This is a genomic window from Cupriavidus pauculus (assembly GCF_002858765.1).
Lineage (GTDB): Bacteria > Pseudomonadota > Gammaproteobacteria > Burkholderiales > Burkholderiaceae > Cupriavidus > Cupriavidus pauculus_B.
Genome location: NZ_PJRP01000016.1, coordinates 19,118 through 31,509 on the forward strand (window position 1 = coordinate 19,118; position 12,392 = coordinate 31,509).

14 protein-coding genes are annotated in these 12,392 nt (G+C 67.3%); 8 read left to right on the forward strand and 6 right to left on the reverse strand.

From position 1 onward, the window contains the following. Positions 1-48: 48 nt before the first annotated feature. A complete protein-coding gene (locus CYJ10_RS25785; RefSeq protein WP_101684292.1) occupies positions 49-810 on the reverse strand; it encodes an enoyl-CoA hydratase/isomerase family protein in 762 nt (253 codons plus the stop codon). 78 nt (positions 811-888) lie between these two features. On the opposite strand from CYJ10_RS25785, the gene CYJ10_RS25790 reads away from it, so the two are divergent. After that, positions 889-1,545, forward strand: coding sequence for a GntR family transcriptional regulator (locus tag CYJ10_RS25790; RefSeq protein ID WP_101684293.1), 657 nt, complete (start codon positions 889-891; stop codon positions 1,543-1,545). Between the two features lie 30 nt (positions 1,546-1,575). Here CYJ10_RS25790 and CYJ10_RS25795 read toward each other — a convergent pair whose 3' ends face one another. The 3 genes from CYJ10_RS25795 to ygfZ are packed head-to-tail and all read right to left on the reverse strand — an operon-like array spanning position 1,576 to position 3,797. Further along, complete coding sequence (locus CYJ10_RS25795; protein ID WP_101684294.1) at positions 1,576-2,433, reverse strand: NRDE family protein; 858 nt, start codon at positions 2,431-2,433, stop codon at positions 1,576-1,578. A gap of 43 nt (positions 2,434-2,476) precedes the next feature. Continuing rightward, positions 2,477-2,767: a DUF4936 family protein gene (locus CYJ10_RS25800; RefSeq protein WP_101684295.1), complete on the reverse strand. Its 291-nt coding sequence runs from the start codon at positions 2,765-2,767 to the stop codon at positions 2,477-2,479. A 19-nt stretch (positions 2,768-2,786) separates the two neighbouring features. Beyond that, the gene (gene ygfZ / locus CYJ10_RS25805) at positions 2,787-3,797 is read right to left on the reverse strand and encodes a CAF17-like 4Fe-4S cluster assembly/insertion protein YgfZ (RefSeq protein WP_101684296.1); all 1,011 of its coding nucleotides are present in this window, start codon (positions 3,795-3,797) and stop codon (positions 2,787-2,789) included. Between the two features lie 252 nt (positions 3,798-4,049). Between ygfZ and mltG the strand changes: the two genes are divergently transcribed. The 7 genes from mltG to CYJ10_RS25840 all read left to right on the forward strand — a co-directional run bounded on the left by mltG (position 4,050) and on the right by CYJ10_RS25840 (position 9,418). Beyond that, positions 4,050-5,048 carry an endolytic transglycosylase MltG gene (gene mltG / locus CYJ10_RS25810; RefSeq protein WP_101684297.1) on the forward strand — a complete coding sequence of 333 codons (999 nt, stop codon included), beginning with the start codon at positions 4,050-4,052 and terminating at the stop codon, positions 5,046-5,048. Positions 5,049-5,052: 4 nt separating this feature from the next. Then, the gene (gene tmk, locus CYJ10_RS25815; RefSeq protein ID WP_101684298.1) at positions 5,053-5,655 is read left to right on the forward strand and encodes a dTMP kinase; all 603 of its coding nucleotides are present in this window, start codon (positions 5,053-5,055) and stop codon (positions 5,653-5,655) included. 86 nt (positions 5,656-5,741) lie between these two features. Further along, entirely contained in the window at positions 5,742-6,764 is a 1,023-nt protein-coding gene (locus CYJ10_RS25820; protein ID WP_101684299.1) for a DNA polymerase III subunit delta', read from the forward strand. 128 nt (positions 6,765-6,892) lie between these two features. Continuing rightward, positions 6,893-7,315, forward strand: coding sequence for a PilZ domain-containing protein (locus CYJ10_RS25825; RefSeq protein WP_101684300.1), 423 nt, complete (start codon positions 6,893-6,895; stop codon positions 7,313-7,315). Between the two features lie 43 nt (positions 7,316-7,358). After that, positions 7,359-7,868, forward strand: a complete 510-nt coding sequence (locus CYJ10_RS25830; protein WP_101684301.1) for a GNAT family N-acetyltransferase — start codon at positions 7,359-7,361, stop codon at positions 7,866-7,868. Between the two features lie 16 nt (positions 7,869-7,884). Next, on the forward strand, positions 7,885-8,682 hold the full coding sequence (locus CYJ10_RS25835; protein WP_101684302.1) for a TatD family hydrolase: 798 nt from the start codon (positions 7,885-7,887) through the stop codon (positions 8,680-8,682). Next, positions 8,675-9,418, forward strand: coding sequence for an ankyrin repeat domain-containing protein (locus CYJ10_RS25840; protein WP_101684303.1), 744 nt, complete (start codon positions 8,675-8,677; stop codon positions 9,416-9,418). Before CYJ10_RS25835 ends, CYJ10_RS25840 begins: the two co-directional genes overlap by 8 nt. A 55-nt stretch (positions 9,419-9,473) precedes the next feature. On the opposite strand, the gene CYJ10_RS25845 is transcribed toward CYJ10_RS25840, so the two are convergent. Next, complete coding sequence (locus tag CYJ10_RS25845; RefSeq protein WP_101684304.1) at positions 9,474-10,550, reverse strand: J domain-containing protein; 1,077 nt, start codon at positions 10,548-10,550, stop codon at positions 9,474-9,476. A gap of 280 nt (positions 10,551-10,830) precedes the next feature. Continuing rightward, positions 10,831-12,273: a MocR-like pyridoxine biosynthesis transcription factor PdxR gene (gene pdxR, locus CYJ10_RS25850; protein WP_101684305.1), complete on the reverse strand. Its 1,443-nt coding sequence runs from the start codon at positions 12,271-12,273 to the stop codon at positions 10,831-10,833. Between the last annotated feature and the right edge of the window lie 119 nt (positions 12,274-12,392).

A 12,392-nucleotide genomic window follows, 5' to 3' on the forward strand; every position in this document is an offset into this window, starting at 1 on the left:
GTAGCTGTTTCGCCACTTGAGTGAATGGACGCGGCGATGCCAGGCTGGCTATCGGCCGCGGAACGCAGGGGTTCGTTTCTCCTTCCATGCCGCCGCGCCCTCGCGCAGGTCTTCCGAGGATTCGGAGCGGTGTATGTCGTGTTGCAGCGCGTCGGCATCGAGCCGGCCGCAGGCAATGTCGTTGAGGTGGCGCTTCATGCCGATCAGTGCGATCGGTGCCATGCCGGCCAACTGGGTGCTCAGCGCCGCCACGCGCGTGGCCAGCGCGTCGGCGGGCACCACTTCGGTCAGAAAGCCGATGCGCAGCATCTCGTCGGCTTCGATGCGGTCGGCGGTCAGGAACAGCCGCTTGGCGGCGTTCAGGCCCAGGCGCGATACGTAGCGTTCCATGCCGCCGCGATAGAAATGCAGGCCCAGCCGGGCGGCCGGCATGAACATGTCGCAGCCCGGCACGCCGACGCGGAAATCGCACGCCAGGCACAGGTCGGTGGCGCCGCCGTAGACGCCGCCCTGGATGGCGGCAATCGTGACAGGCCGCGCCGCCTCGATCACGTCGATCACGTCGCCGAAATTGGCCGCGCCTTCCTCGGCCTTGCCGCCCAGCGAGCCGATGTCATAGCCGCTGCAGAAGTACTTGCCCTCGGCCACGAAGCGCAGCACCAGCACGTCGGGCATGGCATTGACGGCGGCCACATGGTCGCGCAGGGCGATCAGGTCGGCCGGGCTGAGCCGGTTGGCCACTTTTGGGCGGCGCAGCGTTATCGTGGCGACGCGGTCTTCGATGGTCAGGGAGGGTGAGGTATCATCCATTCCGTTATATCTCCAAGCCGATTTGATATATCAAAAAAGGCTACAGATATTTTTATAAGGCAGCCAGAGGGTATACCCATGCAATCGCTACAAGATCGGATTCGGGAAAGCGTGATCGCCGCCATTCAGGCGGGAGCGCTGCGGCCCGGGGCGCAGATCGACGAGAAGATGCTGGCCGAGCAGTTCGACAGCTCGCGCACCCCGGTGCGCGAGGCGCTGCTGATGCTGGCCGCCCAGGGGCTGGTGTCGATCGCGCCGCGCGCCGGCATGTTCGTCCACAAGCCCAGTGCGGCAGAGCTGGTGGCGATGTTCGAGACGCTGGCGGAAATGGAGGGGGTGGTGGCGCGGCTGGCTACCCGGCGCATATCGGCCGAAGGGCGCAAGGCGCTGGTCGATTCGCACGAGGCCGCCGGTGTCCCGGCGCGGGCACGCGATGCGGCGGCGTACGCCGAGGCGAACCGCGCCTTCCACGAGGTGTTGTACCAGGCGGCGGCCAACCCGTTTTTGTCGGAGCAGATCGTCCAGTTGCGGCGCCGTCTGGCGATTTACTGGCAGCGCAAGGACCTGATCAACGAGGCGCGCGTGGCCACGTCGTATCGCGAGCACGGCCACGTGGTCGAGGCCATTCTGAGTGGCCAGGCCGACGCCGCGGCCGAGGCCATGCGTACGCATATCTCGGCGGGCGGCAAGGCGCTGGCGGATCTGGTGCTGCTGGCCGACGCGGCGTCGGCGTAGAACCGGGCCAGGGCGGCCCGGCTGCGATGATTATCGCGGGGCTTGAACGGTCCCGGTATCGCGTGCCACCTTCAGGCGGCCCTGGTACGACACCTCGCCGGTCTGGCCATCCGCGTCGAAGCTGCGTTCGACAAAATCGAAACGGCCATCGTGCCGCACGCGCAGCACGGTGCTGGCGCGCGTGCCATAGCTGGGCGAACGGATAAACGCCGACGACAGCAGCTTTTCCCATTCCGGTGCCACGCCGGTACTCGGCAGTTCCCAGTCGGGCGCCTGCTTTTCATCGGCCAGCAGCTGCAGGTAGGGCTCGGCGTCCGATCCAAAGTGGCCGCGATCGGCGGCCAGCACCTCGCACATGGCACCCACGCGGCTGCGCACCTTGGGCCAGGGCGTATCGAGCAGCGCGTTGGACAGGCCATACAGCCCCGGCTTGAGCTTCTGCGGCTGGCGCGACTTGGACCGGTTGCTGTACCACCACAGATCATGCAGGTCGCTGGCCAGCAGGTTGAAGCCGTTGTACGCGCCGGGCGCGCGGGCCAGGTCGTGCAGATACTCGTCGGCTGTCTGGTTGCCGCGCAGGAAATGCGACACCAGTTCGCCGCGCGAGCGGGCATCGGTACGTTTTTCGGAAGGGGCGCGGTAATTGGTCAGCGCCGCAAAGCGGGCGCGCGAATCGTCGGGCCATTCGGGCGATTCGGCGTTGGCAACGCCCATCCACGTACCGGCATCGCCAATCACCTCCGCCAGGTCGCGGCCACCCAGCACTTCGTGGGCATCGTGCCACCAGTGCGCGGCCGCCGCGGGGCGGGCATAGAATTCGTCGCGGTTGCCAGCTACCACCAGGGCATAGTCCGGGTGCGATTGCCAGGCCACCAGTATCAGACACATGGGGGGCTTCCTTTCTACTGCGTGCTACGCATGCGTTGCGCGGTCAGAGCACGTCCAGATCGATGAACCGCTCGGCCATCCGCTCGCCGCTGATCCACTGGGTCAGCCCGCTCTGCCGCCACAGCCCGTCGAGCGTGGCATCGAACGCGGGCGGCACATCGGCGTAACACTCCATCCACGTTTGCAGGCCCGCGCGGGTCTCGGGCCTGCGCATCAGCGTACCACCAATCCCGGTTGCCTCGGCCACCGTTTCCATCCAGCGGTGCCAGTGCGGCAGCGCGTCGGCGGCGTGCGCATCGGGTACCTTGAAGTAGACGTAGAGATGATCGCTCATGGCAGAGTTCCCGTGGCGTTCAGCCGGCCGCTTCGGCCTCGTTCGGCAGCGGCACTTCGTACGGCAGCGCACGCGTGACCAGTGCCGATCCATTGGCGGCGCCCAGGTGCAGCGCACCGGCGGCGGCGTCGATCTTCAGTTCGGCCAAGGCGCTCCAGCCGCCCAGCGGCGACACGGCGGCGTTGACGATCATGCCGCACGGCTGCCCGGGGTCTTCCGGGCGGAAGATCTCGGTGGCGGCGGCCGGCGCGGCGCCTTCGCCCTGCACGCGCCACATGCGGCGCTTGAGCGTGCCGCGATACTGGCTGCGCGCCACCACTTCCTGGCCGGGATAGCAGCCCTTGCGGAAATTGACGCCGCCCACCAGCTCGAAGTTGATCATCTGCGGCACGAACTGCTCTTGCGTGGCGGCGGTGATGCGCGGGATGCCCGCGCCGACATCGAGCCAGTCCCAGAACGCCGGGTCGGCCGCCGCCAGCGTGGCGCCCAGCGCCTGCTGCAGCGCATCGGCGCGGTCTGCGGCGGCCACGATCTGCCAGCGCGCCTCGCCTTCGGCATCGGCCAGCCGGATCACCGTCACGCCATCGGCGTGGGCCACGGCCAGCGGGCCCTGCGGCGCGGGCAGCCCGGCCTGGCGCAGGGCGCTTTCGGCGCTGGCGCCAGCCACGCCCAGCACGCGGTGCGTGGCGGACAGGTCAGACAGTTTGGCCTTGGCGCGCAGCACGAACATGCTCAGGCGCTTCTGGATGGTCGGCTGGATATCGGCCGACAGCTGCAGCACGATACCTTCGGCGTCGCGCCACATCAGGAAGCTGGCCATCAGCCGGCCCTTGGGCGAGCAGTAGCCGCCCAGCCGCGCGGCGTCGGCGGTCAGGTCTTCCACGGCATTGGTCAGCTGGGTGTGCAGGAAGGCAGCGGCGTCGTCGCCGGCCACGCGGATCAGGCCCAGGCCGGCGGGCGCGGTCACGATACCGGCGGCGGGCAGGGCGGCGAAGCTGTCGGCGAGGGACGGGAATTCAGTGGCGGACATGCGGACGGTCCTGAAAATCGAATGAACGGGTGAATTGGGGGCGCAAGTGCAGAACACAACGTACGGCGACGCAGGCGTGTTCGGCGGCACGCGATCGACACTGCGGGCCATTGCGTGCCACCAAGTAACGCTCGGTGACACATTGGCCACAAGGCTCCCGGTATTATATGGGCCTGTCGCCATTCCGACCGGCCGCTCCAATGATCCCGACCCGCCGGCGGGGGCATGGCGGCCGGTGCTTATTCTTACTCCATGAAACGTCTGTTCCTGCGCCTGGTCGGGGTATTGCTGGTCTTTGCCATGGCCGCCGCCGGCGGCTTTGCCTGGTGGGCTCGCCAACCGCTGAGCCTGTCCGCATCGCCCGTCGAAGTCATCATCAAGCCGAATTCCGGCGTGGCCAGCGTGGGCCGCCAGATCCAGCGCGGCGGCGTGGGCATGGACCCGCGCCTGTTCCAGCTGCTGGCCCGCGTCACCGGCCACGCCACCGAACTCAAGGCTGGCGGCTACCAGTTCGAGACCGGCGTGACGCCGCTCGATGTGATCGAAAAGCTCGCCAAGGGCGAGGTCACGCACTATGTGGTTACCGTGATCGAGGGCTGGGAATTCCGCAAGATGCGCGCGGCGGTGGACGCCAATCCGGCGCTGAAGCACGACACGCAGAACCTGTCCGATGCCGACCTGATGAAGGCCATCGGTGCCGCCGAGGCGTCGCCGGAAGGCATGTTCTTTCCCGATACCTACCTGTTCGCACGCGGCAGCAGCGACGTCGAACTCTACAGGCACGCCTATCGGGCCATGCAGAAGCGCCTGACCGACGCCTGGAACGCGCGCTCGCCCGACCTGCCGTACAAGACGCCGTACGAGGCCCTGGTCATGGCGTCGATCGTCGAGAAGGAAACGGGCCAGGCAGCCGAGCGGCCCCTGATTGCCGCCGTGTTCGTGAACCGGCTGCGCAAGAACATGATGCTGCAGACCGATCCGACCGTGATCTACGGCATCGGCCCGACGTTCGACGGCAACCTGCGCAAGAAGGATCTGCTGACCGACACCCCGTACAATACGTACACCCGGACCGGCCTGCCGCCGACCCCGATCGCGCTGCCAGGCCTGGCCTCGCTGGCGGCGGCCACCACGCCGGCGCCGTCCGATGCGCTGTACTTCGTGGCCCGAGGCGACGGCAGCAGCCATTTTTCCAGCTCACTCCCCGAACACAATCGCGCGGTCGACAAGTACCAGCGCGGAAAGCCCTGAACTCATGCGCGGCAGATTCATCACCTTTGAAGGCATCGACGGCGCCGGCAAGAGCACCCATATCGAATGGGTAGCCGCGCGCCTGCGCGAACGCGCAACCGTTGTGACCACCCGTGAACCGGGCGGCACGCCGCTGGGCGAAGACCTGCGCGGCCTGCTGCTGCACCGCAAGATGGGCCTGGAGACCGAGGCGCTGCTGATGTTCGCGGCACGCCGCGAGCACATTGCCGAGGTCATCGAGCCGGCGCTGGCACGCGGCGACTGGGTCATCTCCGACCGCTTTACCGATGCGACCTTTGCCTATCAGGGCGGCGGCCGTGGCCTGCCGCGCGAGCGGCTCGAAGTGCTGGAACAGTGGGTGCAGGGCGATCTGCAGCCCGACCTGACGCTGCTGTTCGACGTGCCGCTGGAGACGGCGGCCCAGCGCCTGGCCAATGCCCGGGAGCCCGACAAGTTCGAGGCGGAATCGCGCGCGTTCTTCGAGCGGACCCGCGCCGAATACCTGCGCCGGGCCGCCGAAGCACCGGGGCGGTTCCGCGTGATCGACGCCACCCGCTCGATCGAAGACATTCGCGTGACGCTTGAGGAAATTCTTTCAAGCTTCTGATTTATTGGATATATAAGCGCGCCATGATGTCGACGGGCAAGGCTCGGACAATACATGAGACGATCGCGCCAACTGATTGATCTGACATGCTTTATCCCTGGCAACGAGAAGACTGGCAACGGCTGGCCGCGCTACGCGACCGGCTGCCGCACGCGCTGCTGCTGCACGGGCAGCAAGGCATCGGCAAGCGCGACCTGGCGCTGCATTTCGCCCAGGGCCTGCTGTGCGAATCCCCCCTGGCCGATGGTCAGCCCTGCAATACCTGCGGCGCGTGCCACTGGTTCAGCCAGGGCAACCACCCCGATTTCACCGTGGTGCGCCCAGAGGCGCTGGAAGCCGGCACGGGCGATGCCGATGGCGACGGCGAAGGCAGCGGCGGCGGCAGCAAGAAGAAGGCACCCAGCAAGATCATCCGCATGGAACAGGTGCGGGGGTTGATCGAGGCCGTGGGCGTGGGCACCCATCGCGCGGGCCTGCGCGTGGTGGTGGTCTACCCGCTCGATGCACTGCAGACCGAGGGCGCCAACGCGCTGCTCAAGACGCTGGAAGAGCCGCCGGCGTCCACCGTGTTCCTGCTGGTGACCGATCGGATCGACCGCGTGCTGCCGACGATCCTGTCGCGCTGCCGCCAGTTTTCGGTGGCGCGCCCGACCCATGCGGCCGCGCTGGAATGGCTGCGCAGCCAGGGCGTGGCCGATGTCGAGGCCCAGCTGGCGCTGTCGGGCGGTGCGCCGCTGACCGCGCTGCATGCCGCCGAGGCCGAAGAGCAGCCGCTGCAGCGTTTGCTGGTGGGTCAGTTGGGCGCGGGCGCCGCGTTCGATCCGCTGGCGGCGGCCGAGCAACTGCAGAAGCTGCCGGTGCCGGCCGTGCTGGGCGTACTGCAGCGCTGGACCTACGACCTGCTGACGCTGTGCCTGGGCACGGGTGCCGTGCGTTATTTCCCGAAGGAGCAGGCCGCGCTGGGACGTTGCGCGGGCGCCACCGACGCCCATCGACTGCAGGGGTTTGCGGCCCGGCTGGTCAATCATCGGCGCAGCGAGAACCATCCTCTGGCGGCGCGACTGGTCATGGAGTCCGTTTTCCTCGATTACCGGCAATTGTTCCGCTGAAAGCGACAAAAGGGCCCAGACGACGCCAAAAGCATAGGCATCGATGGGCACACGTGGTAAAAATCGAGCCACGCAGTTTCTATATTTCATAGCCCGCACAAGCGGGCAAAGCACAGCAGGGGTCAACCATGAATGCACCAGTCACGATACCGCCGCGGCCAGCCGCAGCGGCCGCGCCCGTCAATCCGGCGGGGCCCGCCACGGGCGGCGCGCCGCAGCGGCCGAATGTGCTGTCGCTGTCGATCAAGGATCAGGCCGGGCTCTACGCCGCCTATATGCCGTTCCTGGCGCGCGGCGGGATCTTCGTGCCGTCGAACCGGCCTTTCCGGTTGGGCGAGCAGGTCTTCCTGGTGCTTTCCTTGCTGGACCGGCCGCAGAAATACCAGGTGCAGGGCACCGTGGCCTGGATCACCCCGGCCGGTACCCCGATGAAGACCCCTGGCGTGGGCGTGCACCTGCCGGACGACGACAATGGCCGCATGCTCAAGCGTGCGGTGGAAGAACTGCTGGGCAAGACCATCGAATCCGGACGGCCCACGCAGACCCTGTAACTTCAAGTGGAATGCGAGGGAAACTTCGCAAGTATTTGTTTTTATGAGTCATAGCGGTTTCAAGGTGCGTCTGGCGACGCGTGACGACCTGGCTGGTATCGTCGAGATCTACAACAGCACGGTGCCGTCGCGCATGGTGACGGCCGATACGGAGCCGGTCTCCGTGGCGTCGCGCGAGGCGTGGTTCGCGGCGCACCAGCCCGAGCGCCGCCCGCTGTGGGTGTGCGAGGCCGCCGATGGCCGCATGGCCGGGTGGGTCAGTTTCTCGGACTTCTACGGTCGTCCCGCGTACGGCGCCACCGCCGAAGTCTCGATCTACCTGCACGAGGACTTCCGTGGCCAGGGCCTGGGCCGCTTCCTGCTTGACGAAGCCATTGCGCACGCGCCCCGGGTGGGCGTCGACACGCTGCTGGGCTTTATCTTCGGCCATAACGCTCCGAGCCTGGCCCTGTTCGAGCGCCATGGCTTCTCCCGCTGGGGCGACCTGCCGCGCGTGGCCGTGCTCGATGGCATCGAGCGCGATCTCGTGATCCTGGGCCGCCGCCTCGGCTGAGCGCGGAGTACGCACCATGTTTGTCGATTCCCATTGCCATATCGATTTTCCGGAGCTGGCGCAGCGACTGCCCCAACTGCTGGAAAACATGAAGACCAACCAGGTCACGCATGCGCTGTGCATTGCCGTGACGCTGGAGGACTTTCCGCGCGTGCTGGCGCTGGCCGAACAGCATCCCAACCTCTACGCGTCGGTGGGCGTGCATCCCGACTACGAGGAAGACGCCGAGGAGCCGACGCTGGAGCGCCTGGTGACGCTGTCCGCCCATCCGCGCGTGGTGGGCACCGGCGAGACCGGCCTGGACTACTACCGGCTCAATGGCCGCAGCGTCGACGACATGGAATGGCAGCGGGAGCGTTTCCGCACCCATATCCGCGCCGCCCGCCAGACCGGCAAGCCGCTGATCATCCATACGCGCGCGTCGGCCGACGACACGATCCGGTTGATGCGCGAAGAAAATGCGCGCGAGGCCGGCGGTGTCATGCACTGCTTTACCGAGACCTGGGACATTGCCAAGCAGGCGCTCGACGAGGGCTTCCATATCTCGTTCTCGGGCATCGTCACGTTCAAGAGCGCGGCCGACCTGCAGGAAACCGCGAAGAAGGTGCCGCTGGACCGCATGCTGATCGAGACCGATTCGCCGTACCTGGCGCCGGTGCCGTATCGTGGCAAGACCAACGAGCCGGCCTGGGTACGCCATGTGGGCGAGTTCATTGCCAAGCTGCGCGATGTGCCCGTGGAGGCGGTAGCGGAGCAGACGACGGAAAACTTCTTCCGTCTTTTCAAGCACATAGACAGGAATGCTCATGCTTGATATCAAGATTCGACGTATGGCATCGACGATGGCCCTGGTGGGCCTGACCGCGATGTCGGGCTGCGCGCTGGTGCAGGCTGCACCGGCCGACGACATGCGCAAGGCCGTGGAATTCGACGACGGCAACACCGTGCAGAAGCTGCTGGCCAAGGGCGTGGACCCCAATCTGGTGGACAACCGCGGCAACCCGATGCTGGTGGTGGCGCTGCGCGAAAAGTCGAAGAAGGCGGCCACGGCCCTGATCAAGGCCAAGAACATCGATTTCGACAAGACCAACCCGGCCGGCGAGAACGCGCTGATGATGGCGGCGCTCAATGGCGACCTCGACATGATCAAGCTGATGGTCGACGGCGAGGAGGCCGAGGTCAACAAGAAGGGCTGGGCGCCGCTGCACTATGCCGCGACGAACGGGCACAACGACGTGGTCAAGTACCTGGCGGACCATGCCGCCTATCTGGATGCCGAAAGCCCGAACGGCACCACGCCGTTGATGATGGCGGCGCGCGGAGGGCACATCGAGACGGTCAAGCTGTTGCTGGACGAGGGCGCGGACATGCGTCTGAAGAACCAGCAGGGCATGACGGTGATCGACTTTGCCGAGCAGTACAACCAGAAGGAAATCGCGGACGGCCTGAAGTCGCGCTGGCAGAAGCTGTACGGCAATGTGCCGGCACCGGCACCCAAGCCGAAGCCATACGTGGCGCCGAACAGCCAGCCGCAGCCCAAGGCCTACTGAGGTCTTTCCCGAGCTTTCCCGGTCGTTTCCCTGAGCCGGCGCTTCCGGCCCTGGCTCAGGGAAATTCGCGTTCGGAGATCGTCACCGAGCGCGACATGCCGCCCGGCACCGCGGACAGCTTGAAGACATTGCGATTGGCACTGGTGCCGGCCGCCTCGCGGATTTCCGATAGATCGAAGCGCTCGGAGCGGAAGATCTCGCCGGAATCGAGGCTCTGGTAGCGCAGGTCGTAGGCGCCAGGCGAAATATTCTCCATCGTGAACGACGATCCGCTGCGCACGAAGCTGGTGCGCACGGGCAGCGGCGCATTGCCGTCGACGGCTACCAGTTTCAGCAGCACGTCGGACGCGCTTCCCGAATTGTCGACCGTCAGCGTCGACAACCCATTCCCGTTGAGTACCGGATAGCCGGGCAGATACCCCGAATGATCGGGCCAGGGCATGCCGCGCGGTGTCATCGGCGGCCGGGTGTAGCCGCGCTCGCGGGCGACCAGCTGTACGCCCGGTGACACCGACCTGGCCAGCGCCTGCGCGGCGCTGGCTGGGGCCGGCCGCGCTTCGGCGCTGCCGGCCGAAACGTCGCCGGTGCCGGACCAGTCGCCCAGCATGATGATGATGATGGCGCCGATGGCTGCGTAGAGTGCGATCGATCCGTACGTCGGCAGGGGCACTGCGGGGCCGTCGGCGGCGCGCTCGCGGGCGGCGCGCCGGGTGCGCTCCTGGCGGTCCGGACGGGCCTTGCGCGAACGGAAAGGCGGCGCATCGGTAGGTTCCGGCTCGGCGGCACGTGCCTGCTGCGCCGGTCGGGAAGCCGCCTGGCGCGCGGCCTGCTGGCGTTGCGCGGCCTGGCGCTGGGCCTGGGCCGCCGCCGCCCGCTGGGCCTGCGCCTGCCGCTGCATCCGGTCGGTCTCGCGCTTTTCCTCGGCGACGATCCACTGGTCGTGCTCGGCCCGCCGTTCGGGGTCACGCAGCACTTCATAGGCGGCGTTCAGCAGTCGCATGATGCGATTGGCTTCCTCGCTGTCGGCGTGCCGGTCGGGATGATATTTCTGGCTCAAGGACTTGTAGGCGGCCCGAATCACTTCGGTCGGTGCGTCGCGTGAAACCTTGAGGTTGTCGTAATGGGTGTGCATCAAGCAGAAAGACGCAATGGCGGTAGTCGACCACAGATAACGGCAAGTCGCCGCGAATATCAAGCCTGAACGCGCAGGTCAAGCCTGGCGCCGACAAGTTTCGCGCAATCGCGGGATGGGGTCTGCGGGGTGGCGAACAAACCGCCATGGGCGGGGGCGGTGGCTACGGAGATCGCCGTTCCCGTCCGGCGCCGGGGCGGCGAGGGACGGGAAAACGGGGCGAGGGGCGGTCGGTAAGCTGGGCGGCCAGCGAGGCGTCGGGGCCCGGCCAGCGGAACCGTCAGAGCGCGGCGGCCAGGCGTGCGATGCCGGCCTGGATGCCGTCCACGCCCATGCCGCCATAGCCCAGAACGATGCCGGGACGTGCGGGGCGCGCCCCATACATGTCCGAGAGGCCGGAGACGCCTACGCCCGCCTGGGCCGCGCGGGCGACAAAGTCGCGTTCATGAAGGGCGGCGTGCTGGCCTTCGCCATGGGCCAGCCAGGCCGCCACGTGCAGTCCAGCCGCCGAGGGCAGCGGCGTGAGGCGGCCCGCCAGGTGGCGCTGCAGGCCATCGAGCAGCGCCGCGCGCCGGGCCGCGTATTCCTTGTGCATGCGGCGCAGATGCTTGCCGAAGTACCCGTCGTGCATGAACTTGGCCAGCGCCGTCTGCGTCATCGTGCAGCTGTGCCAGTCCACCACCTGCTTGGCCTTGCACAGGGCGCCGGCCAGCGGGCGGGGCGGAATCACATAGCCGACCCGCAGTTCCGGGAAAATCGTCTTCGAGAACGTGCCCACATAGGCCACCACGTCCGCGTTATCGAGCCCCTTGAGCGATTCCATCGGGCGGCCTTCAAAGCGGAATTCGCCGTCGTAGTCGTCCTCGATCACCAGCGCGCCATGGCGCTGTGCCCAGTCGAGCAGCGCCAGGCGCCGCTCCAGCGTCATCGGCATGCCCAGCGGAAACTGGTGCGCCGGCGTGACATAGACCGCCCGCACATGGTCGGGCAGCGCATCGACGATCAGCCCGTCGGCGTCGACCGGCACCGAGACCACCCGCGCACCCAGCGCCGCGAAGATGGCGCGGGCGCGGGGATAGCCGGGATCTTCCATGGCCACCACGTCGCCCGGGCGCAGCGCCGCCCGCCCCAGCAGGTTGATGGCCTGCTGGGCGCCCTGCGTCACCACCACGTCCTGCCAGTTGCCAACCACCGCGCGGCTGACCGCCAGATAGCGCGAGATGGCCAGCCGCAGGTCCTGTTCGCCGGCCGGGTCGTGATACGGGCTGCGGCCGCGCGCCTGCACGCGCAGCGCGTGATGGATGCAGCGGCGCCATTGGTCGAACGGAAACAGCGTCTTGTCGGTGGCGCCGCTGGCGAAGTCGTAGGCCGGCGGGGGGGCGGTGCGGACGGGCGCGGACGCTTCGGGTAGCTGGTCCCAGACCGGATTGGACGGCTGCAGCGCCGGCATCTGTGTCGCGGCCGGGGCCGGCGCGAGCCGCGTCATCTCATCGGCCACGAAGGTGCCGTCGCCGGTGCGCGTACGCAGGTAGCCCTCGGCGATCAGGCGCTCGAACACGTCGAGCGTGGTCTTGCGCGACACGCCCAGCCGGGTGGCCAGCTCGCGTGTGGAGGGCAGCCGCTCGCCCGGCGCCAGCCGGCCTTCGAGCACGCCGGCGCGCAGCTGGCGATAGATCTGGCCGGCCAGGCCGTGACGGCCTTCAAGGGTCAAATGCACATTCATGGGATTGGGGCGTCTTTTCGGGACCGACTGGTATCCGCTTGTGTCGTCAATGCAGTGAATTCTAGGAACCGCCGCGCCGGCTGACAGTTGGACCTAAGGATGATTGCAACGATTTTATT

Bases quoted from the DNA above. Each gene is read 5' to 3' on its own strand.
- CYJ10_RS25835 (WP_101684302.1), top strand. From the start codon at position 7,885: ATGTTTGTCGATTCCCATTGCCATATCGATTTTCCGGAGCTGGCGCAG.
- CYJ10_RS25795 (WP_101684294.1), bottom strand. From the start codon at position 2,433: ATGTGTCTGATACTGGTGGCCTGGCAATCGCACCCGGACTATGCCCTG.
- CYJ10_RS25790 (WP_101684293.1), top strand. From the start codon at position 889: ATGCAATCGCTACAAGATCGGATTCGGGAAAGCGTGATCGCCGCCATT.
- CYJ10_RS25845 (WP_101684304.1), bottom strand. From the start codon at position 10,550: ATGCACACCCATTACGACAACCTCAAGGTTTCACGCGACGCACCGACC.
- CYJ10_RS25825 (WP_101684300.1), top strand. From the start codon at position 6,893: ATGAATGCACCAGTCACGATACCGCCGCGGCCAGCCGCAGCGGCCGCG.
- CYJ10_RS25800 (WP_101684295.1), bottom strand. From the start codon at position 2,767: ATGAGCGATCATCTCTACGTCTACTTCAAGGTACCCGATGCGCACGCC.
- CYJ10_RS25840 (WP_101684303.1), top strand. From the start codon at position 8,675: ATGCTTGATATCAAGATTCGACGTATGGCATCGACGATGGCCCTGGTG.
- tmk (WP_101684298.1), top strand. From the start codon at position 5,053: ATGCGCGGCAGATTCATCACCTTTGAAGGCATCGACGGCGCCGGCAAG.
- mltG (WP_101684297.1), top strand. From the start codon at position 4,050: ATGAAACGTCTGTTCCTGCGCCTGGTCGGGGTATTGCTGGTCTTTGCC.
- pdxR (WP_101684305.1), bottom strand. From the start codon at position 12,273: ATGAATGTGCATTTGACCCTTGAAGGCCGTCACGGCCTGGCCGGCCAG.
- CYJ10_RS25785 (WP_101684292.1), bottom strand. From the start codon at position 810: ATGGATGATACCTCACCCTCCCTGACCATCGAAGACCGCGTCGCCACG.
- CYJ10_RS25820 (WP_101684299.1), top strand. From the start codon at position 5,742: ATGCTTTATCCCTGGCAACGAGAAGACTGGCAACGGCTGGCCGCGCTA.
- CYJ10_RS25830 (WP_101684301.1), top strand. From the start codon at position 7,359: ATGAGTCATAGCGGTTTCAAGGTGCGTCTGGCGACGCGTGACGACCTG.
- ygfZ (WP_101684296.1), bottom strand. From the start codon at position 3,797: ATGTCCGCCACTGAATTCCCGTCCCTCGCCGACAGCTTCGCCGCCCTG.